The sequence below is a fragment of the Pseudonocardia hydrocarbonoxydans genome (assembly GCF_006539565.1).
Taxonomy (GTDB): domain Bacteria; phylum Actinomycetota; class Actinomycetes; order Mycobacteriales; family Pseudonocardiaceae; genus Pseudonocardia; species Pseudonocardia hydrocarbonoxydans.
The window spans coordinates 193,668-215,365 of the sequence record NZ_BJNG01000017.1 but is presented as its reverse complement, the minus strand read 5'-3'; the positions used below and the strand labels follow the sequence as shown (position 1 = coordinate 215,365).

Below are 21,698 nucleotides of genomic sequence, written 5' to 3'. Positions count from 1 at the left end.
ATGTGCACAACGTCTGTGTAATTGAGTCACTGCCCGGACTGGGCTGGGCGGCGCTCGTTAGTACCACTCCTCGTCGCTCATGCAGTGCAGAATGCACCAATGGCGACGGCGGTGCTGATGGGTGGTCCCTGGGACGGGCACACCGAGGAAGTCGCCCTCGATGCGCAGGGCCTGCCCCCGCGGCTGCTCCCCCGCTACCGCGACACCACCATCTACACCGAGGACACCGGGCACATGCCGGTGCGCATCCCGGAGCGGGCCTACCGGCGCCGGGACACGACCCCGTCCGACGCCGGGACCTGGGTCTACGAGCCCGACCTCGACGACCCGCTGGCGTAGGGCCGCCCGTACCCGACCATCAGCCGCCCGAGCCGGGGCGCACCCGCACGACGACCTCGGTGTCGGTGACCGACTCGACGCCGACGGCGAACCCCTCGACCTGGGTCTCCCCGCCGACCGGCACCGTGACGGTCTGCCCGGCGACCTGGATCGTCGCCTGCCCGGCGTCGACGCCCACCAGCTGCGCCGAGATCCCGAGCACCGACACCGACGCGTCCCCGGTGCGCGGGAACTTGATCGTGCAGCCGTCGAGGCCGCAGTCGGTGTTCGAGCCACCGCCGCCGCAGCCGGCGACGGTGAGCAGGACGATCAGGGCGGCGAGCGCACCACGGCGCATTCGGGACACGGGCGGAGGGTAAGGGTCACCCGTCCGGGGCCGGTCCCCGGGGACCTCAGTCCGCCAGCCACACCGCCGCGTCGACCGGCAGGACGTCCAGGACGGCCTCGGTGCCGAGCAGCACCCGGGCGCCGGGCGGCAGCGGGACCGGTGCGTCGGAGAGGTTCACCAGGCACCGGAAGCCCTCGCCCCGGGAGAACGCCAGCACCCCGTCGGGCGAGGGCAGCCACTCCAGGGTCCCGTCGCCCAGCGCCGGGTGGGACCGGCGCAGCGCCAGCGCGTCGCGGTAGAGCGACAGCATCGACGCCGGGTCGCCGTCCTGGGCGGCCACGCTGACCTCGGCGAACCCGGCGGGCTGCGGCAGCCAGGGCCGGGTGCCGTCGGGGCCGAACCCGAACGGTTCGGCGGTGCCCGACCACGGGATCGGGACCCGGCAGCCGTCGCGGCCGCGGTCGGTGTGCCCGGACCGCTCCCAGGTCGGGTCCTGCAGCAGCGCCTCGGGCAGGTCCTCGACCTCCCAGAGCCCGAGCTCGTCGCCCTGGTAGACGTACGCGCCACCGGGCAGCGCGAACATCAGCAGCGCCGCGGCGCGGGCGCGGCGGCGCCCCAGCGCGACGTCGAACTCCTCGACGGGGGCGAGGTCGGTCAGCGCGTGGCCCGTCGCGGGCGGGCGACCGAGGCGGGAGACGTGCCGCACGACGTCGTGGTTGGACAGCACCCAGGTGGCCGGGGCCCCGACGCCGCCCATGGTGGCCAGCGAGGAGTCGATGACCGCGCGCAGGGCGGCGGGGTCCCACGGGGCGCCGAGGTAGTCGAAGTTGAACGCGGTGTGCAGCTCGTCGGGGCGCAGGTAGCGGGCGAGCCGGTCGTGCGAGGCCACCCACGCCTCCGCGACGAAGATCCTCGGGTCGTCGTAGGAGTCGGCCACCTTCCGCCAGCCGCGGTAGACCTCGTGCACGCCGTCGAGATCCCAGAACGGGTGCCCGCCGTCGCCGACGGTGTCCAGCTGCCGGTCCGGCCCGACGTCGGGCAGCGTCGCGTCCTTGACCAGCGAGTGCGCGACGTCGATGCGGAAGCCGTCGACGCCGCGGTCGAACCAGAACCGCAGGATCGACTCGAACTCCGCGCGCACGCCGGGGTGGTCCCAGTTCAGGTCGGGCTGCTTGACGTCGAACAGGTGCAGGTACCACTCGCCCGCCACACCATCGGACGCCGGGACCTGCTGCCACGCCGACCCGCCGAAGACGCTGCGCCAGTCGTTGGGCGGGCCGTCGCCCCCGGAATCGTCGATGCGGCCCGGACGGAAGACGTAGCGCTCGCGCTCGGGCGAGCCGGGCCCGGCGGCCAGCGCGGCCCGGAACCACTCGTGCTCGTCGGAGGTGTGGTTGGGGACGATGTCCAGGATCACCCGCAGGCCCATCCCGTGGGCCTCCTCGACCAGCGCGGCGGCCTCCTCGGCGGTGCCGAACGCGGGCTCGACGGCCCGGTAGTCGGCCACGTCGTAGCCGGCGTCGGCCATCGGCGACGGGTACCACGGGTTGATCCACAGCGCGTCGACGCCGAGGTCGCGCAGGTAGCCCAGCCGCGACCGGATGCCGGCGACGTCACCGAGGCCGTCCCCGTTGCCGTCGGCGAAGCTGCGGATGTAGAGCTGGTAGACCACGGCGTCGCGCCACCACGTGCGCTCCGCCGTCGTGGGGGCCGCCGTCGCCGTGCTCATCTCTGGTCCTCCGGGTGGTCGTCGCGGCGCTCCCGCCACATTGATTCACCACCTTGCGTTACTCTGCGGTGGTTCGTCAAGGGGACGGGTCGTCCAGGGGGGGTGTGACGCCGGTGTCGGGGACCGACGTGGTGCGGCGGCTCAACACGCAGTCCGTGCTCGACGCCGTGCTCGACTCCGGGCGGTGCACCGGGGCCGACCTGATGGCCCGCACGGGCCTGTCCCGCCCCACGGTGCACGCGGTCTGCGACGACCTCATCGGGCGCGGCTGGCTCGTGGAGCCCCCGCGGCCCGACCCCGCGGGCCCCGGCCGGCCCGCCCGGATCTACGCGCCGCGACCGGGGGCGGGGTTCGTGCTGGCCGTCGACATGGGTGCCACCTCGGTGCGCGCCGCGGTGGCCGACCTGGGCGGCACCGTCACGGGCGAGGCCGGTGCCGCGTTCGCCCACGAGCACGTGGCCGCCGCCGACCGGCTCGCCCTGACCCGCGACACCTGCGCGCGGGCGCTCGACGCCGCGGGCGCCGCGCCGGGCCGGGTGCTGGGCGCGGTGCTCGGGGTCCCGGCCCCGGTCGACGCGGGCGGGCGGGCCGCCGCCGACGAGGCCTATCTCCCCGGCCTCGCCGCACTCGACCTGCGCGCCGCGCTCGCGCCCACCGTGGCGCGGGCGCTCGTGGAGAACGACGCCAACCTCGCCGTGGCCGCCGAGCGCTGGCGCGGCGTCGCCCGCGGCGTCGACGACGTGGTGCTGGTGCTCGCCGGGGAGCGGCTCGGCGCCGGGGTGTGCCTGGGCGGTCGGGTGGTGCGCGGGCACCGCGGCGGCGTCGGCGAGATGGGCTTCCTCGACCTCGTCGACGGCGTGGGCGGCACGGACGCCATCGGCAACCTCGCCCGCCGCTGGGGCTCCGCGGAGCTCGGCCGGTCGGTGCGGGCCGAGCAGGTCGTCGCCGCCGCGGGAGCGGGCGACCCGGCCGCGCGCGGCGTCGTCGACGCGGTGGCGCGGCGGATCGCCAGGGCGCTGGCCGTGCTGTCGACGCTGCTCGACCCCGAGCTGCTCGTCGTCGGCGGTGCGGTGGCCGCGGCGGGTGAGGTGCTGCTGGCCCCGCTGCGCCGCGAGGTCGCCCGGGTGACGGCGCGGCCGGTGCGGCTGGCCGCGTCGAGCCTGGCCGACCGCGGCGTGCTGCTCGGCGCCGTGCGCGTCGCCCTCGACGACGTGCGCCCCCGCCTGCTCGACCTGAGCCCGGCCCCGGTCTGATCGGGCGCCGGTCCGATCGGGCGCAGGCGGGTCAGCGGGGCAGGACGGCCCGCAGCGCGGCGGTGTCGGGGTCGGCCGGGCCCAGGCCGGTCGCCGCGTCACGTGCCGCCCGGTCGTACTCCGTGCGGGCCTCCACGGGGCGGCCCGCGAGGTCGAGGCAGCCGGCCAGCGCGCCGCGGATCGCGACCGTGCAGCGGTGCCCGGGTCCCTGCTCCGCCAGCGCGTCGCGCAGCGCGTCGGTGAGCACGGCCACGGCCGCGCGCGGGTCGCCGTCGTCGGCGAGGGCCAGACCCGCGCCGAGCCGGGAGACGAGCGTGTCGGGGTGCCCCGGGCCCAGCACGCGGGTGCGGTGCTCCACCACCGGCCCGTAGTGGGCCAGCGCCTCGGCGGGGCGGCCCGCGGAGCGGTGCACCGACGCCAGGACGTCACGGGCGGTCAGGGACAGCGGATGGTCGGCGCCGAGGGACCACTCGCGCTCCTCCAGCACCTCGACCAGCAGCGGGACGCCCGATGCCGGCCGCCCCGCCGCGAGGTAGGCGACGGCGAGGTTGCCCTCGGCGGTGAGGGCGTCGGGGTCGGCGGGCCCGAGGTCGTGCACGGCCTCGGCCACCACCTCCTCCAGCAGCGGCACGGCCTCGCCCGCCCGGCCCACGCCGACGAGCGCGGCCGCCGCGTCGTGCCGGGCACGCAGCGCGGCGCGGCCGGGGCGGGCGGCCGGGGCGTCGGCGCGGCGCTGCAGGACCGCGGCCTCGACAACCAGGCGGGACCCGGCGAACCGCCCGCCGCCCGGCATCGGCCGCACCGGGACCTCCGCCAGCGCCGTGACGACCGCGGCCGGCCCTGTGGGCAGCTCGGCCACCAGCTCGTCGACGAAACCGGAGCCGGGGGCGAGCTCGCCGCCCGCACCCACGGCGAGCAGGCACGCGAGGGCGACGGCCCCGGGCAGGTCGAACGACACCGGGTCGGCCACGCGCTGCTCGATCTCCAGGCGGGCGCGGGCGGCCCGCACCGGGTCGGCGGCGGGCCAGCGCGGCGCGCGCAGCCGCGCGGCGTCGCGACGCAGCACGCCGGCGTCGACGAGGGCCTGCGCGGTGCGGTCGTACACGGTGTCGCCCAGGGCCGTGCCCCAGTACCGGATGTCGTGGGGCGCACCGTCCACCGCCGCGACGACGAGGTCACCGGTCGGGTCGTCCCGGTGCTCGTCGTCCGGGGGGCCGGTCGCCACCATCCGCCCGTCCTCGACGGCGAGCCGGCCTGCGATCACCAGGCCCGCGAGCTGCGCACCGACCAGTGCTGCGCGCACGGCGCGGTGCCCGGCCACCGCCCGCCCCGTGACGGGGTCGTGCAGGACCGTGAAGACGCCGGTGACGAGGTGGGTGTACTTCATGCGCACCGGTGACGATACGGGTGGAACCCGGCGGCCGGCGTCCGAGGGAGACGCCGGCCGCCGGGGATCGGGTGGGCCGCGTGCGGTGTCGACCGCGATCCGATCGTGTCGGAACGAGCTTGCATCTGCAAGTGCGGGTGCGTGAACATCTGCACGTGCATCTGCAAGAGACGCTCGCCTGGCGGAAGAGCTCCGCGAGCAACCCGACCGGCAACTGCGTGGAGCTCGCGGCCACGGCCGACGGCGGCGTGGCGATGCGCAACTCCCGCCATCCCGGCGGTCCCACCCTCGTCTACACTCGCGCCGAGATCGCGGCGTTCCTCGACGGCGTCCGCGCCGGGGAGTTCGACGACCTCGCCGAGTGATCGTCACCGACTGATCCTCACCGGACGGGGTCGCCGCGAGGCGTCCAGGGAGTCCGGTGCAGCACGACCACGGTGACGATCCCGCCGCGTCCAGCCGGACCGGGTCGTAGCGGTGCGCGCCCGACCGCGGTCCCCCCTCCCCTCCCGGCTGGGTCTCGACCCGGTCCGCCTCCGCACGCCCGAGCAGGGGCACTGGGCGACCATGCGCGACCACCTCGTGGAGCGGCTGCCCCGCGTCGCCCCCGAGCGGGTCGAGGAGATGCTGGCCGAGCACCGGATCGTCACCCTCGACGGGCCGCTGGACGCGGCGTCGCCGTTCCGCCCGGGCACCTACCTGTGGTTCCACCGCGACCTCCCCGAGGAGACACCGGTGCCGTTCGCCATCGGGGTGGTGCACCGCGACGACGACCTGCTCGTCGTCGACAAGCCGCACTTCCTGGCCACCATCCCGCGCGGGCGCCACGTCGCCGAGACCGCGCTGGTGCGGCTGCGCCGCGACCTCGACCTGCCCGAGCTGAGCCCCGCCCACCGGCTCGACCGCGTGACGGCCGGGCTGGTGATGTTCGTGGTGCGCCGCGAGCGGCGGGGGGCGTACCAGACGCTGTTCCGGGACCGCCGCGTCCACAAGGTCTACGAGGCGCTGGCCCCGCACGACCCGGCGGTGGAGCTGCCGCGCACGGTCCGCAGCCGCATCGTCAAGGAGCGGGGCGTGCTGCAGGCCAGGGAGGTCGACGGGCCGCCCAACGCCGAGACGCTCGTCGAGCTGGTGGCCGCGCGCGGCGGGCTGGCCCGCTACCGCCTCACCCCGCGCACCGGCCGCACCCACCAGCTCCGGCTGCACATGGCCTCGCTGGGTCTGCCGATCGTCGACGACGACTTCTACCCCACGGTCCGCGAGCAGGCCCTGGACGACTTCAGCCGGCCGCTGCAGCTGCTCGCGGCCGAGCTCGCCTTCACCGACCCGATCACCGGCACGGCGCGGCGGTTCCACAGCACGCTGCGTCTGGGCGACCTGCCGGGATCCGCGCCGTGACGGGCGGCGCCGACCGGGCCGCCCGACCCGAACGGGTGGAACCGGCGCCGCCGGTCTCGACACCGGGCCCGTGCGCCCCATCGTGGTGCCGGTGATGTCAACCCCGCTGCGCGCGGTGGTCCCCGGGACCGGGATCGCGGCCGTCACCGCGTTCCTGTTCCTGGTCGGGCTCACGACCGCCCTGGACGGCCAGGCCCAGCAGTGGGCGGCGAACCTCGGCGTGCTGAGCTTCGCCGCCGCGGCGGTCGCCGGGTGCGCGCGTGCGGCCCGGCGGTCGCGGGGCCGGTCCCGGCGCGGCTGGTGCGCGCTCGCCGTCGCGGCCGGGTCCTGGGCCGCCGGGCAGATCGTGTGGACGGTGCTGGAGTCCCTCGGCGTCACCACGCCCTTCCCGTCGGTGGCCGACGTCGGGTTCCTCGCCTTCCCGGTGGCCGCCCTGGTCGGGTTCGGCCTGCTGTCCCCGCGCTCGGGCATGGCCACCCCGCGCCGGCTGCTGGACGCGCTCATGGTCGGCTGCGCGCTCGGCCTGCTCGCCTGGTTCGCCGTCATCGACCCGATGGCCGCCGGCCGGCCGGTCGCCGAGGTCGTCGTCGCGCTGGCCTATCCCCTCGCCGACGTCGTCCTGCTGACCGTCACCGTCCTCACCCTCGCCCAGACCCGCGAGAAGCCGCTGCTGTGGGGTCTTCTCGGGCTGTCGATGGTCGCCATGACCGTGTCCGACGTCGCGTTCTCCTACGAGACGGCGGCCGGGACCTACCTGTCCGGGTCGCCTGCCGACTGGGGCTGGTGGGCCGCGTTCCTGTTGCTGGGCACGGCGGGCTCGCTGGTGACGGGGGTGCGGCGGGGCCCGCGGCCGCCCGCCGCGGCGACCGTCGCCCCGGCGGGGCTGCTGCCCTACCTGCCACTGGCCGCGGCCGTGCTCGTCGCGGCCGTCCAGTCGGCCACCGGGACCGCGCTCGACCCGATCGCCATCGGGCTGATCGTCGCGCTGGTCGGGCTGGTGCTCGCGCGCCAGTACGTGACGGTCCGCGACAACGAGACGCTGGCCCGGACCGTCCAGCAGCGGGAGGTCCAGCTGCACGAGCTGGCCTTCCGCGACGGGCTCACCGGCCTGGCCAACCGCGCCCTGTTCCTCGACCGGCTCGGCCACGCGCTGGACCTCTCGGCCCGCCACCGCACCCCGGTGTCGGTGGTCTTCCTCGACCTCGACGGTTTCAAGGCCGTCAACGACAGCCTCGGGCACGCCATGGGCGACGCCCTGCTCGTACTCGTCGCCGCCCGGCTGCGCGCCACCCTGCGCGCCGCCGACACCCTGGCCCGCCTGGGCGGCGACGAGTTCGCGGTCCTCGTCGAGCAGGGCACGCGGCCCGGGCACGAGGCCACGGTCGTCGCCCGGGCCCTGCTCGACACCTTCGCCGAGCCCTTCCACCTGCAGGGCCGCCGCGTGACGGTGTCGGCGAGCATCGGCGTCGCCTCGGTCGAGCCCGGCCCCGACCAGCCCGGGGCCGACCACGCGGCCACCCTGCTGCACCGCGCGGACGTCGCGATGTACGCGGTCAAGGCGCTCGGGAGCGGCGGCGGCATCCTGGTGCACTCCCCGTCACTCGACGCCGAGCGTCGCCGCGACGAGCCCGCCCTGCAGCGGGCGTTCGCCGAGGCGCTGGAGCGCGACCTGGTGCGGGCGGTCTACCAGCCCGTCGTCGACCCGGTGAGCGGGCGGATCGGGGCGTTCGAGGCGCTGGCCCGGTGGACCCACGACGGCGTCGAGGTGCCGCCGACGACGTTCGTGCCGATCTCCGCGCGGGCCGGCCTGTCCGGGCACCTCACCGCCTCGATGCTCGCCCAGTCCTGCGCACAGCTCGGCGAGTGGAACCGCGCGCTCGGGCACCGGCAGCTGCGGATCGCGGTGAACGTCAACCCCACCGAGCTGACCGACGACGGGCTGCCCGGCCGCATCGCCGAGCTCGTCGCCCGGTACCGGCTGGCCGCGGGCCAGCTGACCCTGGAGATCACCGAGAGCGCGATGACGAACCGGCCGGAGACCGCCGTCGACGTGATGAACGCCCTGCACGCGGCGGGGGTCCGCCTCGCCCTCGACGACTTCGGCACCGGCTACTCCACCCTCGCCCGGCTGTCGAGCACGCCCGTTGACACGGTGAAGATCGACCGCTTCTTCGTGGCCGACATCGACCACGACGTGCAGAAGAAGCGGTTCCTGGTCGGGCTGTTCGGACTGACCCGCCATCTCGGGCTGCGGACCGTCGCCGAGGGCGTGGAACGGGCGGGCCAGCTCCACGTGCTGCGCCGACTGGGCTGTGACCTGGTGCAGGGCCACCTCATCGGCCGCCCCGCCCCGCCCGGCGACCTCACGCCGCTGGTGCTCGCCGAGCAGCCGGTGCTGGACCCGGCACTGCTGGGCCGCGTCGGCTGAACCGGTCCCGCGCGGACCGGGCCTACTCGAAGCGGGACGGGTCCCCCGCGCCGACGCGCACGATCTCCGGCTCGTCGCCGGAGAGGTCGACGACGGTGGTCGGCTCGGTGCCGCACTCGCCGGAGTCGATGACGGCGTCGACGAGGTGGTCCAGCCGCTCCTTGATGTCCCAGCCCTGCGTCATCGGCTCCTCCTGGTCGGGCAGCAGCAGCGTCGAGGACAGCAGCGGCTCCCCCAGCTCGGCCAGCAGGGCCTGGGTGACGACGTGCTCGGGGATGCGCACCCCGACGGTCTTCTTCTTCGGGTGCAGCAGCCTCCGCGGGACGTCCTTGGTGGCGGGCAGGATGAACGTGTACTGGCCCGGCGTCGCGGCCTTGACCGACCGGAACACCGCGTTGCTGACCTGCACGAACTGCCCGAGCTGGGCGAAGTCGGCGCACATCAGGGTGAAGTGGTGCCGGTCGTCGAGATGGCGGATCTCGCGGATCCGGTCGAGCCCCTTGCCGTTGCCGAGCTGGCAGCCCAGCGCGAAGCACGAGTCGGTGGGGTACGCGATGAGCCCGCCGTCCCGGACGAGGTCGGCGACCTGGGTGATCGATCGCCGCTGCGGGTCGACCGGGTGCACATCGAAGTAGCGGGCCATGCCCGGCAGGCTAACCGGAACCGGACAGGAAGGCCCGGATCTCCGGCAGCACCGCCGCATCGACACCGTGCCCGCCGCCGTGCGGGAACTCCGCGACCTCCGCCCCGCACCCCCGCAGCTGCGCGACGAGGGTGGCCGTCTCCGCCGCGCTCACCAGGGGGTCGCGACGGCCGTTGGACACCGCCACCCGCCGGCCGGTCAGGTCGACCGGGCCGGGCCCGTCGCGGAACGGGACCATCGCCGCCAGCAGGACCGCACCGGTGAGCACCTCGGGTCGCCGGAACAGCATCGCCGACGCGGTGTTCGCCCCGTTGGAGAACCCGGCCGCCACCCAGGGGCCCGGATCCACGCCCAGCACGAAGTCGGCCAGCTCGTCGACGCGCGCGCGCAGATCGTCCTCGTCGAGCACCCCCTCGGCCAGGCGCCGGAAGAACCGGTTCGCCCCGTTCTCCGACACCCTCCCGCGCGGGGACAGGACCGGGGCTCCCGGGGCGAGGTGGTCGCGCAGCGGCAGCAGGTCGTGCTCGTCGCCGCCGGTGCCGTGCAGCAGGAGCAGCGGCGTGCCCTCACCCGGGAGCGAGACGTGCTCGAAGCTCATCACGGCACCCGCAGCGTCGGCAGGGACGCGGCGATCTGCTCGCGCGTCGGCTCCAGCCAGGGCGGCAGCTTCAGCGAGCGGCCCAGCTCCAGCAGCGGCTCGTCGACCGCGAACCCCGGCTCGTCGGTGGCGATCTCGAACAGCACGCCCCCGGGCTCGCGGAAGTAGATCGACGTGAAGTACTGCCGGTCCAGGATCTCGGTGACCTGCATCCCCGCCTCGACCAGCTCCGCCCGCCACGCGGCCTGCGTCGCGCGGTCGGCGACCCGGAACGCGACGTGGTGCACCGTGCCGCCGGCCTGCAGCCCGTCGGGCCGCCGGTCGGCCGCGACGTCGAGCACCGCGCCCGCCCCGCCCCCGGCCATCGCGAACCGGGCGCGGTCGCCGTCCTCGCCCGCGGCACTCATCCCGAGCAGTCCGGTGAGCAGCTCGACGGTGGGGTCGGGCAGGCGCTCGGACAGCGTCACCGCGTGCAGGCCGCGCACCGCGTGCTCGGCGGGCACGTCGGCCACGCCGTCCCAGCCCGAGCGGGTGTCGCCCGGCGCCGCGACGACGTCGATGACGAGCCCGTCCGGGTCGCGGAAGGTCAGCACCTCCTCGCCGTCGCGGGTGCGCGGGCCCTCGTGCTCGATCCCGAGCGCGGCGATCCGGCTCTGCCACCAGCCCAGCGACTCCGGCGGCACGCTGAACGCGGTCGCCGTCGTCAACCCGCTGCCCTGCCGCCCGGCGGGCACGCCGCGCCAGGGGAAGAACGTCAGGATCGACGACGGCGAGCCCGTCTCGTCGCCGTAGTAGAGGTGGTAGACGTCGGGCGCGTCGAAGTTGACCGTCTGCTTGACCAGCCGCAGGCCCAGGACGCCGGTGTAGAAGTCGACGTTGGCCTGCGGGTCCGAGGCGATCGCGGTGACGTGGTGCAGCCCGTGCGGGGCGAGGTCCGTCATGTACCCCACGCTAGTTGACTGCGCAAGAACTCACCGGCTGGAGAACGCGGCGTCGAACGCCGCCGACGGCGGGTCGAACGCCTGGCGCCGCACGAACTCCAGCGCCTCCGGTGCCCCGACCAGGCGGTCCATCCCCGCGTCCTCCCACTCCACGGAGATCGGGCCCGTGTACCCGATCGTGTTGAGCATCCGGAAGCACGCCTCCCACGGGACGTCGCCGTGCCCGGTGGAGACGAAGTCCCAGCCCCGGCGCGGGTCGGCCCAGGCCAGGTGGCTGCCCATCCGGCCGTTGCGGCCGTTGCCGACGCGGGCCTTCGCGTCCTTGCAGTCCACGTGGTAGATCCGGTCCCGGAAGTCCCACAGGAACCCGACCGGGTCGAGGTCCTGCCACACGAAGTGGCTGGGGTCCCAGTTGAGCCCGAACGCCGGACGGTGTCCGATCGCCTCCAGCGTGGCGACGGTCGTCCAGTAGTCGTAGGCGATCTCGCTCGGGTGCACCTCGTGGGCGAACCGCACCCCGACCTCGTCGAACACGTCGAGGATCGGGTTCCACCGGTCGGCGAAGTCGCGGTAGCCGTCGTCCACCATCGACTGCGGCACCGGCGGGAACATCGCCACGGTCTTCCAGATGCTCGACCCGGTGAACCCGACCACGGTGTCCACGCCGAGCCGCGCCGCCGCCCGCGCGGTGACCTGCATGGCCTCGGCCGCCCGCTGCCGGACGCCCTCCGGCGACCCGTCGCCCCAGACCCGCGCCGGCAGGATCGCCTCGTGCCGGGCGTCGATCGGGTCGTCGCAGACGGCCTGGCCGGTGAGGTGGTTGGAGATCGCGAAGACCTGCAGCCCGTACTTGTCCAGGATGTCGCGACGGCCCTGCACGTAGGAGTCGTCCTCCACCGCGGCCCAGACGTCGAAGTGGTCGCCCCAGCAGGCGATCTCCAGCCCGTCGTAGCCCCACTCCCCCGCCAGCCGCGCCACCTCGGTGAACGGCAGGTCGGCCCATTGCCCGGTGAACAGCGTGACCGGTCTCATTCCTCGATCTCCTTCCACTGGCTGCCCGCGGCCGCCGACCGCAGCACGGCGTCGAGTACGAGCTGCACCTGCAGCCCGTCGGCGAACGAGGGGACGGGGTCGGTGCCGGCCCCCAGGTCGCGCACCAGGTCGACGATCTCGTGGACGAACGTGTGCTCGTAGCCCAGCCCGTGGCCCGGCGGCCACCACGCGGCCGCCCACGGGTGGTCCGCCTCGGTGACCAGGATCCGCCGGAACCCGGCGGTCCGGGCGTCCTCGGTGCCGTCGAAGAACGACAGCTCGTTCATCGCCTCGAAGTCGAAGGCCAGCGAGCCGAGGCTGCCGTTGACCTCCAGACGCAGGGCGTTCTTGCGGCCCGTCGCGAACCGGGTGGCCTCGAACGAGGCCAGCGCGCCCCGGGAGAACCGGCCCAGGAACAGCGCCGCGTCGTCGACGTCCACCCGCCCGCGGCCGGGCCCCCCGGACGCCGCGAGCCCGCGCGAGGCCTCGGGCAGCGGCCGTTCCCGGACGAAGGTCTCCGTCAGCGCCGAGACCCCCGTCAACCGGTCGCCGGTGACGAACTGCGCCAGGTCGACGACGTGCGCGCCGATGTCGCCGAGTGCCCCCGACCCGGCGCGATCGGCCTGCAGCCGCCAGACCAGCGGGAACTCCGGGTCGACGATCCAGTCCTGCAGGTAGGTGCCGCGGACGTGGCGGATCTCCCCGATCCGCCCGTCGGCCACCAGCTGCCGGGCGAGTGCGACCGCGGGCACCCGGCGGTAGTTGAAGCCCACCATGGAGCGCACGCCGTTCGCCCGCGCCCGCTCCGCGGCCGCCACCATCGCCCGCGCCTCGTCGACGGTGTTGGCCAGCGGCTTCTCGCACAGCACGTGCTTGCCGGCGTCGAGCGCCGCGACCGCGATCTCGGCGTGCACGTCACCGGGCGCGCACACGTCGACGAGCGCCACGTCGTCGCGGGTGAGCAGCTCCTTCCAGTCGGTCACGACGTGCCGCCAGCCCAGCCGGTCGGCCGCGGCCTGCGCGGTGGCGGCGTCGCGGCCGCAGAGCACGGCCATGTCCGGGGACAGCGGCAGGTCGAAGAACCGGCCCGCCGTGCGCCACGCCTGGGAGTGGGCCGCGCCCATGAAGGCGTGGCCGACCATCCCCACGCCCAGACCGGTGGACCCCTGCGTCATGACTCGAAACCGAGCGGCAGGTAGTCGGCGACGTTCTCGGCGGTGATCGTGGCCGAGGCCAGCGTGATCGAGGTCGGCACCTCCTTCTCCACCAGGTCGCCCATCCCCCGGTTCTGCGCCACCAGCCGCGCCAGCGCCATCGCCGAGGAGGCCATCGTCGGGCTGTAGGTGACCGTCGCCTCGAGCACCGAGGTGCCGCCCTGGATCTCGCGCATCGCGTTGGCCGAGCCCGCTCCGCCGACCATGAAGAACTCGCTGCGCCCGGCCTGGGTGATGGCCGCGAGCACACCGATGCCCTGGTCGTCGTCGTGGTTCCACAGCGCGTCGAGCCGCGGGGCGGCCTGCAGCAGGTTGGCCGCGACGCGCTGGCCGCCCTGCGCGGTGAAGTCGGCGGCCTGGCGCGGGCCGACGGCGAACCCGAACGACGACAGCGCGTCGGCGAAGCCCTGGCTGCGGGCCTGGGTCAGCGGCAGGTTGTCGATGCCGGCGATCTCGCCGATCACCGGGTTCGCCACGCCCGCGTCGCGCAGGCGGGTGCCGATGTAGGTGCCCGCCGAGACGCCCATGCCGTAGTTGTCGCCGCCGATCCAGGTCCGGTAGGCCAGCGGGGAGTCGAAGATGCGGTCCAGGTTGATCACCGGGATGCCGGCGTCCATCGCGCGGCGGCCCAGCGAGGTGAGCTGGCTGCCGTCGTTGGGCAGGATCACCAGCGCGTCGACGCCCTGGTTGATCAGCGTCTCGACCGCGGCGATCTGCTGGGTGATGTCGTTGGTGGGGTTCACCGCCTCCAGCGTGACGTCGGGGTACTGCTCCGCCTGGGCGGCGGCGTTGGCCGCGATGGCGGCGATCCAGCCGTGGTCGGCGGCCGGGGCCGAGAACCCGATCGTCACCGGCGTGCCGGGCTCGGCGTTGTCACCCGCGGCGGCGGCGACGTTGGTCCCCGAGGCGGCCGGGGCGGCGTTGCTGGTGCAGGCGGCGGTGAGGGCCGCGCCCACACCGAGGGCGCCGACGAGGAAGCCGCGACGCGCGATGGACTCGGACATGGTGGTGCACTCCTTCGTGCGGGGGTCAGGGAGAGGTGCGCTGCGCGCGGGTCTGGATCAGGACGGCGACGACGATGATCACGCCCTTGGCGATGTTCTGGACCTCGGTCGCCAGGTTGTTCAGGACGAACAGGTTGGTGATGGTCGTGAAGACGAGCACCCCGAGGATCGAGCCGATCAGCGTGCCGCGACCGCCCGTCAGCAGCGTGCCGCCGATGATCACCGCGGCGATGGCGTCGAGCTCGTAGAGCGTGCCGTGGGTGCTCGACCCGGTCGTCGTCAGCGAGGCGATCATGATCGCGGCGATGCCGCAGCACAGGCCGGAGAGCACGTAGAGCGCGACGGTGTGGCGCTTCACGTCGAGGCCGGCGAGGCGGGCGGCCTCGGGGTTGCCGCCGATGGCGAACGTGCGGCGGCCGAAGGTCGTGCGGTTGAGCAGTACCCAGCCCACCGCGACGACGGCGGCGAACAGGTAGACCAGCAGCGGGATGCCGAGCGGTCGGGTGGTGGCGATCCCGGCGATGACCGGGTCGACCACGATCTGGCTGCGCCGCCCGGAGATCCGCTCCGCGAGGCCCTGCGCCGAGATCAGCATCGCCAGGGTGACGATGAACGGGACGATGCGCCCGTAGGCGATGAGCAGGCCGTTGACCAGCCCCGCGCCCGCCCCCACGGCGAGCGCGCAGAAGATCATGACCCACGGGCCGAAGGACTGGGTCGCGACGGTGGTGGCCCACACCGACGCCAGCGCCATCACCTTGCCCACTGACAGGTCGATGCCGCCGCCGATGATGACGAAGGTGACCCCGACGGTGATGACGCCGATGATCGAGGCCGAGGTGAGGATCGTCAGCAGGTTCGAGGTGGTGGCGAACGTGTCGGCGGTGGACACCCCGACCACGCACAGCAGCACGAGCACCGCGACCAGGCCGAGGTTGCGCCCGGCCCCGCTGTCGAGCACCCGGGCCACCGCCGAGGGGCCCTTGTCCGCCCGTTCCACCGGCGGTGCGACCGTCGTCTGCTCAGGCATCGGTTGCCCCTTCCATCACCAGGTCCAGGACCCGGCTCTCGTCGAGATCGTCGGCGGGCGCCTCGTGGACCACCGCGCCCTCCCGGACGACCAGCACCCGGTCGGCGAGGCCGAGCACCTCCGGCACCTCGCTGGACACCAGCACCACGGCCACCCCGCTCGCCGCGAGCCGCCGGACCAGCGCGTAGATCTCGCTGCGGGCGCCGACGTCGACGCCGCGGGTGGGCTCGTCGAGCAGCAGCACCGTGCAGCCGCGCAGCAGCCAGCGCGCGAGCACGACCTTCTGCTGGTTGCCGCCGGACAGGGTGCGGACGACGCGGCGCGTGTCGGCCGGGCGCACGTCGAGCTGCGCGGTCACCTCCGTGGCGGCGGCGACCTCGGCCGGCTCGCGCACGAACCCGGCGCGGGCGAAACGGCCCAGCGCGGGCAGCGACACGTTGCGGTACACCGGTTCGCCGAGCAGCAGGCCCTGGCTCTTGCGCTCCTCGGGGCACAGCCCCACCCCCGCGCGGACGGCCGCGGGCACCGAGCCGCGCCGCAGCGCGGCGCCCTGGACCCGGACCGTCCCGGCGGTGGCGCGGCGCGCGCCGTAGATCGTCTCCAGGATCTCCGAGCGGCCCGAGCCGACCAGCCCGGCCAGCCCGGCCAGCCCGCCCGCACCGTGAACGAGACCCCGGCGAACTCCCCGGCCCGGGCCAGCCCGTCGACCTCCAGGACGGTGTCCCCGGGGGCGGCGGTGGACGGCGGGAACGCGTGCTCGGTGGTGCGGCCGGTCATCAGCCGGATGACCTCGGCGGTCGGCGTCGTGCGGGCCGGGAGGTCGCGGGCGACCGTCCGCCCGTCCTTGAGGACCGTGACCCGGTCGCCGATCTCGCGGATCTCGGCGAGCCGGTGGGAGATGTAGACGACGGCGACCCCGTCGGCGGTCAGCTCGCGCACGACCCGGAACAGGTTCTCCACCTCGTGCGGGTCGAGCACCGCCGACGGCTCGTCCATGACGATCAGCCGGGCGTCGCGGGCCAGCGCCCTGGCCATGCTGACGACCTGCTGGCCCGCGGCGGGCAGCCGGCCCAGCTCGCGGCGCGGCGGGATCTCCGGGTGCCCGAGGCGGCGCAGCAGCGCGCGGGCGGTGTCCTCGGCGTCGCGGGGACGGGTGAAACCCAGCCGCGACGGTTCGTGGCCGAGCACGATGTTCTCCGCGACGCTCAGGCCCGGGACCAGGTCGAGCTCCTGGTGGATCGTCGCGATCCCGGCGGTGTCGGCGGCCTGCGGGGAGCCGAACACGACGGGCTCCCCCGCCCACCGCAGCTCGCCGGCGTCGGGCCGGTGGGCCCCGGCGAGCACCTTGATCAGCGTCGACTTGCCGGCGCCGTTCTGCCCCAGCAGGCAGTGCACCTCGCCCGCGGCGACGTCGAGGTCGACGCCGTCGAGCGCGCGGACCCCCGGGAAGTCCTTGACGATGCCCCGCATCTGCAGCAACACGGGGGCAACGTAGAAGTGTTGACCAGTGACCTACAACGGCAGAATTATGTCTGTCCGAGCTATTTTTCCGTCGAAATCAGGTCGTGATGTCCGCACCGCCGTGGACCCTGCCCGCGCTGCGCCTGGAGGCCCCGCAGCTGTCCGGGCGGGTCGACGGCGCGGTCACCCTCAGCACCGTCGCGCGGCTGGTCGCCTCGGGTACCGCGGTGAGCAAGGCCGACCTCGTCCTCGCCGCCGGGCTGGCGCGCACCACCGTCAGCGCAGCCGTCGACGAGCTGCTGGTCCGGGGCGTCCTGCAGCCCGACGGGGTCCGCCCGACCAGCGGCCGCGGCCGCCCCGCCCACCGCCTCGCCCTGTCCCCGCACTGCGGCACCGTCCTGCTCGCCGACGTCGGCGCACGCGGGGCGCACCTGGCCGTCGTCGACATGGCGCAGCGGGTGCTGGGCCACGTGCACGTCGACGTCGACGTGCGGGAGGGCCCCGGCGCGGTCCTGGACACCGTCGAGTCCGAGCTGACGGCGCTGCGCTCCCGGGCCGGGCTGCCGGCCCGCGCGGTGGTGATCGGCCTGCCCGGCCCGGTCGACGGCCAGCTCGGCGTCCCCGTCCGCCCGCCGATCATGCCGGGCTGGCACGCCTACCCCGTCTCCGCGCGGCTCCAGGCGACCTTCGCGTGCCCGGTGGTGCTGGAGAACGACGTCAACCTCCGCGCCCTCGGCGAGGCCCGGGCACTGCCCGCCGACCAGGCACCGCTGCTGTTCGTCAAGGTGGGCACCGGGATCGGCGGCGGGCTGGTCACCCGCGCCGGTGTGCTGCACCACGGCGCCGACGGCGCCGCCGGGGACATCGGCCACGTCCGCGTCCGCGGCGCCCCCGACACGGTGTGCGTCTGCGGCAACATCGGCTGCATCGAGGCCGTCGCGTCGGTGTCGGCGATCGCGCGGCGCCTGCACCCGGCGGCCTCCGCCGCCGACGTCCGCGAGCGGGTGGCCCGCGGCGACCCGGAGACGATGACGCTGGTCCGGGAGGCCGCCGCGCTGATCGGCGAGGTCGTGGCGATGCTCGTGCACTTCTACAACCCGGCGCGGGTGACGCTGGGCGGCTCGGTCACCTCGGCCAGCGACGAGCTGCTCGCCGGGGTCCGCAGCGTCGTCTACCAGCGGGCCCTGCCGCTGGCCACCCGCAACCTCGTGCTCGCCACCAGCGTCCTGGGCGAGCACGCCGGGCTCGGCGGGGCCTCCGTGCTCGGCATCGAGCGGGTGCTCTCCGCCGAGCACATCGGCCTGCTGGGGCGCTGACGCCTACTGGACGGTGATCCGCACGATGTCGAACGCGGGCGTCTGGTTGGCGCGCTGCATCATCGGGACGCGGTGCGACCCGTCGCCCGCCCACACGGCGCACTGCGCGACACCGGCGTCCGGCAGGCCGGTGACCGGGATCGTGACCTGGTCGGGGGCGGCGCCGCCCTGGTTGTCCTGCGTGGCCAGGAAGAACGCGGGCACCGGCTCGGCGTCGGGGGCGACGTCGGTCGAGGCCAGCATGCGGCACGCGGTGTGGAAGTGGCCGCGCTGGATGCCGTCGGCGGTGAGGAACGAGCTCTCGCGGTAGTAGCCGCCCGCCGCGGCGCCCAGGAACCGGTCACGCACCAGGTTGCGGGTGCTGACCTGCAGGGTGAACGCCTCCCCCACCGCGACGGTGTCCGGCGCGTCGGTGATCAGCAGCGACGGGCTCTGCGCCGCCGCGGCCACCTCGCCGAACGCGATCGCGACGCAGCGCGGGGCGTCCTGGAAGCCGGTGTGGGCGTCGAGGTCGCTGGTGGAGCAGTCGTTGCCCAGGATCTCCAGCGGAGCGGGCGGCGGCGGGGCCGCGGTGGTCGTCTCCGTGGCGTCGGTGGTCTCCTCCGCGTCGGTGGTCTCCTCCGCGTCGGTCGTCTCCTCCGCGTCGGTCGTCTCCGTGGCGTCGGTGGTCTCGGTGGCGTCGGTGGTCTCGGTGGCGTCGGTCGTCTCGGTCGCGTCGGTCGTCGGCTCGACCGAGGACGTCGGCGCCGCGGAGGGCTCCAGCGTCCCGGTGTTGCCCGCCGGGACCGTCTGCACCGTCGAGCTCCCCGCCGAGTGGCCGGAGTGCCCGCCGTAGCCGTAGCCGTAGCCGGACCCCGACCCGGAGCCGCCGGTGTTGGCGACGGCGTAGTCGCAGGCCGTCGGGAGGATCACGACGGCGGCCGCCGCCAGGATCGTCAGCGCGGCGCGGCGGGCGCGGGCGGACGGGCTGTTCTCGGGGAGGGTCGGGTCGGGCAGCACGGGATCGTGCATCGGAGGTGCCTCTCTGGGACGGGGAGCGGTGCGCCGGTGGTGCGGGGAGCGTCGGCGCGGTGAGCCGTGAGCAGGTGGTTCGGTGGGGCGTCAGCGCCGGACGGAGTGGCGCGGACCGGTCTGGGAGATGGTCGGGATGCGGGAGTGCGGGCCGGTCTGGGAGATGCGGGAGTGCGACCCGGTGACCCGGCCCTCGGCGTAGCGGGGGCGCGGGGGGACGTCGTCCCCGGCGGGTCTCGGGGCGGCGATCGCCGCGATCGCGCGGGCGGTCGGATCGGGTGCCGGGGCGCGCACCGGTGCCGGCCTGCGGCGCATCGCGGAGAACAGGGCGAGTGCGGCGAGGACGGCGGCGACGACGACCAGCGCCGGGACGACGAGGTCGGCCGGGCCCCGGCCCGCGGCGAGCAGGCCCGGCGACGGCGGCTCCGGCAGCTCCGCGTAGTCGACGAGGCCGGTGCTCTCCAGGTAGCCCAGGTGCCGGGTGACGTACTGGTCGGCCTCCTCGGCGAACTGGCGGACCAGCTCGTTGCGGGTGCCGACCCGCACCGCGGCGATGAGCGGCAGCACCACGCCGTGGGCCGCGCGCAGGCGCTGCACGAACACCCGGTCGTAGTCGGTACCGGTCAGCCCGGACATCTCGTTCATCCAGCTCAGCTGCTCGGCGGTGGGGCGGCTGGGGACGAGCACCCCGAGCTGGTCGGCGGTCTCCAGCACGAGCCGGTCGAGCTCGACGTGCTCGGCGTGGATGTTGGTGCCGACCGTCTGCACCTCGGCGCGGCTGGCCTGCTGCTGGGCCTGCTGGCCGGTGGGGGCCTCCCACAGGCCGGCGAGGCGGACCTTGACCAGCAGGTCGCGGTCGGCGGGGCCGAGCGGACCCCACTCGGTCTGGGTGTAGCCGGCGGTTCCGGGGGTGCCGGAGGTCCAGGACTGGGCGATCGAGGCGCTGATCGCGAGCAGCACCGCGACGATCACGGCCGTGCGCAGTGCGCGGGGAACACGGCGGAGCATGTGGGGGGAACCTCTCAGTACGGGTCAGGCCATGTCGAACTGCTCGGTGCGGACGTGGTCCGGGGGAACACCGAGGAGTCCGAGGGCGTGGAACGCGGTCGCGACGAGCGTCGGCGAGCCACAGACGAAGTAGTCGAGCGAACGGGGGTCGGGGACGCCGGCCAGCGCGGTGGTCAGCGGGGCGGTCGCGGCGCGGTGGGGACCGCGCAGCACCTCACTGACCTCGAGGCGGAGGTGGAGGGCGAGGGCGGCGAGCTCGTCGCGGAACAGCACGTCGTCGCGGCTGCCGACGACCAGCACGAGATGGAACCGCCGGCGGTCGCCGCGGTCGGCGGCCGTGCGCAGCATGCTCATCATCGGGGTGACGCCGACGCCGCCGGCGATCATGACGATGCCGGTGGCCGAGCGCGAGTCGTCGGCGGTGAAGGCGCCGTGCGGGCCGTCGACCCAGACCGGCTGGCCGGGGCGCAGGTCCGCGACCGCCGCGGTGAACGACCCGGCGTGCCGGATCGTGAACTCGAGGCGGTCGAGGTCGTGGGCGGAGGAGGCGATCGTGAAGGGGTGCTCCTCGGCGCGGGTCGAGCGGGCCAGCCGGATCCAGGCGAACTGTCCCGGCGCGAAGGTCCAGTCCTCCCCGGCGCCGCGCGGGCGGTCGAGCACGAGGGTGCTGATCGTCGGCCCCTCGGAGCGGACCTCGCGGACCAGGCACTCCGCGGACGGGTCCAGCGCCGCCCGCAGCACCCAGCGGTGCAGCAGGATCGCGAGCAGGCCGACGCACAGCAGCGCGAGCACGGCGCTCATCACGGCGTCGGTGACGAGCTGCTGGAGGTACCAGACGTGCAGCGCGGAGCCGACGACCGCGACCGCGGCGAGCCCGACGTGCGTCCAGCGCCACAGCTCGTAGGACAGCTTCGGGGCGCGGCTCCGGGTGACGGCGAGCACGACGACGAGCGTGACGGCCACCGTGGCCGCGGACGCGGCGGCGGACGCCGACGTCGCCTGCGCCGGGTCGAGCAGCGCGACGTTGACCGGGTCGGCCGCCACCACGCACGCCAGGTGCAGCAGCACCAGCCCCGCGGCCAGCCCGCCGAGGGTGCGGTGCACCTCGAGGATGCCCTCGATGCCGAACGCGCGCGTCAGGGAACGGACCCGGGAGGGCAGCACCGCCGCGCACACGATCGCCGAGAGCGCGAGCAGACCCGTGGTCGTCGACAGCTGGGTCCACAGTGGAGCGGGCGGCGCCGTCAGCAGCCGGATCACCACCGGGGCGACGAGGACCGCGCCGAGTGCCGCGATCCAGGCGCCCCGCACGGTGCTCGCGGGATAGGGGCCGTCTGTCATGCCGCGGACGTTAGAAGGGGGTGACCCGCGGAGGTTGCGAGCCTGAGAGCCACCCGGGCCGGGCGTCGTCCCTGGTGCGACGAGCGGGGGCCGATTCGTCCGATCGGACCAGGAGTGGGGCCGATTGCCGTGTCACGCACTCAGGGAGTCCGTCGGTCTGCGCCGCCGCCCGGAGCCGTCGACCGTTTGCCGCACCCCCGGGGCAGCACGCCCGTCCGGCCGTCGGGGACGACTGCT

At 75.0% G+C, this 21,698-nt stretch carries 19 protein-coding genes and 1 pseudogene; 6 read left to right on the top strand and 14 right to left on the bottom strand.

Annotated elements, in window-relative coordinates; translation table 11 throughout:
• Positions 1-99 precede the first annotated feature (99 nt).
• Positions 100-339, top strand: coding sequence for a hypothetical protein (locus PHY01_RS12200; RefSeq protein WP_141278706.1), 240 nt, complete (start codon positions 100-102; stop codon positions 337-339).
• A gap of 19 nt (positions 340-358) precedes the next feature.
• Here PHY01_RS12200 and PHY01_RS12195 read toward each other — a convergent pair whose 3' ends face one another.
• Together PHY01_RS12195 and PHY01_RS12190 are read right to left on the bottom strand one after the other, a co-directional pair.
• Complete coding sequence (locus PHY01_RS12195; protein WP_218030122.1) at positions 359-685, bottom strand: hypothetical protein; 327 nt, start codon at positions 683-685, stop codon at positions 359-361.
• A gap of 46 nt (positions 686-731) precedes the next feature.
• Positions 732-2,396 (bottom strand): glycoside hydrolase family 13 protein, encoded by a 1,665-nt coding sequence (locus PHY01_RS12190; protein ID WP_141278705.1) that lies wholly within the window; start codon positions 2,394-2,396, stop codon positions 732-734.
• Positions 2,397-2,509: 113 nt separating this feature from the next.
• Here PHY01_RS12190 and PHY01_RS12185 point away from each other — a divergent pair, with 113 nt between their 5' ends.
• The gene (locus tag PHY01_RS12185) at positions 2,510-3,649 is read left to right on the top strand and encodes an ROK family transcriptional regulator (protein ID WP_170183777.1); all 1,140 of its coding nucleotides are present in this window, start codon (positions 2,510-2,512) and stop codon (positions 3,647-3,649) included.
• 31 nt (positions 3,650-3,680) lie between these two features.
• Here PHY01_RS12185 and PHY01_RS12180 read toward each other — a convergent pair whose 3' ends face one another.
• Positions 3,681-5,036, bottom strand: a complete 1,356-nt coding sequence (locus PHY01_RS12180; RefSeq protein ID WP_141278703.1) for a tetratricopeptide repeat protein — start codon at positions 5,034-5,036, stop codon at positions 3,681-3,683.
• A 155-nt stretch (positions 5,037-5,191) separates the two neighbouring features.
• Here PHY01_RS12180 and PHY01_RS12175 point away from each other — a divergent pair, with 155 nt between their 5' ends.
• The 3 genes from PHY01_RS12175 (at position 5,192) to PHY01_RS12165 (ending at position 8,862) form a co-directional block, all read left to right on the top strand.
• Positions 5,192-5,401: a DUF397 domain-containing protein gene (locus tag PHY01_RS12175; RefSeq protein ID WP_246085857.1), complete on the top strand. Its 210-nt coding sequence runs from the start codon at positions 5,192-5,194 to the stop codon at positions 5,399-5,401.
• A gap of 112 nt (positions 5,402-5,513) precedes the next feature.
• Positions 5,514-6,434 (top strand): pseudouridine synthase, encoded by a 921-nt coding sequence (locus tag PHY01_RS12170; RefSeq protein WP_141278701.1) that lies wholly within the window; start codon positions 5,514-5,516, stop codon positions 6,432-6,434.
• A 94-nt stretch (positions 6,435-6,528) separates the two neighbouring features.
• Complete coding sequence (locus PHY01_RS12165) at positions 6,529-8,862, top strand: putative bifunctional diguanylate cyclase/phosphodiesterase (protein WP_141278700.1); 2,334 nt, start codon at positions 6,529-6,531, stop codon at positions 8,860-8,862.
• A gap of 22 nt (positions 8,863-8,884) precedes the next feature.
• Here PHY01_RS12165 and PHY01_RS12160 read toward each other — a convergent pair whose 3' ends face one another.
• From PHY01_RS12160 to PHY01_RS12125, 8 genes and pseudogenes are all read right to left on the bottom strand, one after another.
• Entirely contained in the window at positions 8,885-9,505 is a 621-nt protein-coding gene (locus tag PHY01_RS12160) for an L-threonylcarbamoyladenylate synthase (RefSeq protein WP_141278699.1), read from the bottom strand.
• A gap of 10 nt (positions 9,506-9,515) precedes the next feature.
• Complete coding sequence (locus PHY01_RS12155; RefSeq protein WP_141278698.1) at positions 9,516-10,103, bottom strand: alpha/beta hydrolase; 588 nt, start codon at positions 10,101-10,103, stop codon at positions 9,516-9,518.
• Positions 10,103-11,044: a ring-cleaving dioxygenase gene (locus PHY01_RS12150; protein ID WP_141278697.1), complete on the bottom strand. Its 942-nt coding sequence runs from the start codon at positions 11,042-11,044 to the stop codon at positions 10,103-10,105. Before PHY01_RS12150 ends, PHY01_RS12155 begins: the two co-directional genes overlap by 1 nt.
• Before the next feature lie 30 nt (positions 11,045-11,074).
• Positions 11,075-12,076: a sugar phosphate isomerase/epimerase family protein gene (locus PHY01_RS12145; RefSeq protein ID WP_141278696.1), complete on the bottom strand. Its 1,002-nt coding sequence runs from the start codon at positions 12,074-12,076 to the stop codon at positions 11,075-11,077.
• Entirely contained in the window at positions 12,073-13,251 is a 1,179-nt protein-coding gene (locus PHY01_RS12140) for a Gfo/Idh/MocA family protein (RefSeq protein WP_141278695.1), read from the bottom strand. Before PHY01_RS12140 ends, PHY01_RS12145 begins: the two co-directional genes overlap by 4 nt.
• Positions 13,248-14,294, bottom strand: coding sequence for a substrate-binding domain-containing protein (locus PHY01_RS12135; RefSeq protein ID WP_141278694.1), 1,047 nt, complete (start codon positions 14,292-14,294; stop codon positions 13,248-13,250). Before PHY01_RS12135 ends, PHY01_RS12140 begins: the two co-directional genes overlap by 4 nt.
• Before the next feature lie 25 nt (positions 14,295-14,319).
• Positions 14,320-15,324, bottom strand: coding sequence for an ABC transporter permease (locus PHY01_RS12130; protein ID WP_141278693.1), 1,005 nt, complete (start codon positions 15,322-15,324; stop codon positions 14,320-14,322).
• A pseudogene (locus tag PHY01_RS12125) lies at positions 15,317-16,794 on the bottom strand (sugar ABC transporter ATP-binding protein). Before PHY01_RS12125 ends, PHY01_RS12130 begins: the two are co-directional and overlap by 8 nt.
• Before the next feature lie 98 nt (positions 16,795-16,892).
• On the opposite strand from PHY01_RS12125, the gene PHY01_RS12120 reads away from it, so the two are divergent.
• Entirely contained in the window at positions 16,893-18,101 is a 1,209-nt protein-coding gene (locus PHY01_RS12120) for an ROK family protein (RefSeq protein ID WP_141278692.1), read from the top strand.
• 3 nt (positions 18,102-18,104) lie between these two features.
• Here PHY01_RS12120 and PHY01_RS12115 read toward each other — a convergent pair whose 3' ends face one another.
• From PHY01_RS12115 to PHY01_RS12105, 3 genes are all read right to left on the bottom strand, one after another.
• Positions 18,105-19,112: a Pecanex-like protein 1 gene (locus tag PHY01_RS12115; RefSeq protein ID WP_141278691.1), complete on the bottom strand. Its 1,008-nt coding sequence runs from the start codon at positions 19,110-19,112 to the stop codon at positions 18,105-18,107.
• A gap of 90 nt (positions 19,113-19,202) precedes the next feature.
• The gene (locus PHY01_RS26885; RefSeq protein WP_176600841.1) at positions 19,203-20,120 is read right to left on the bottom strand and encodes a DUF4142 domain-containing protein; all 918 of its coding nucleotides are present in this window, start codon (positions 20,118-20,120) and stop codon (positions 19,203-19,205) included.
• 24 nt (positions 20,121-20,144) lie between these two features.
• Complete coding sequence (locus PHY01_RS12105) at positions 20,145-21,461, bottom strand: ferredoxin reductase family protein (protein ID WP_141278690.1); 1,317 nt, start codon at positions 21,459-21,461, stop codon at positions 20,145-20,147.
• Positions 21,462-21,698 lie beyond the last annotated feature (237 nt).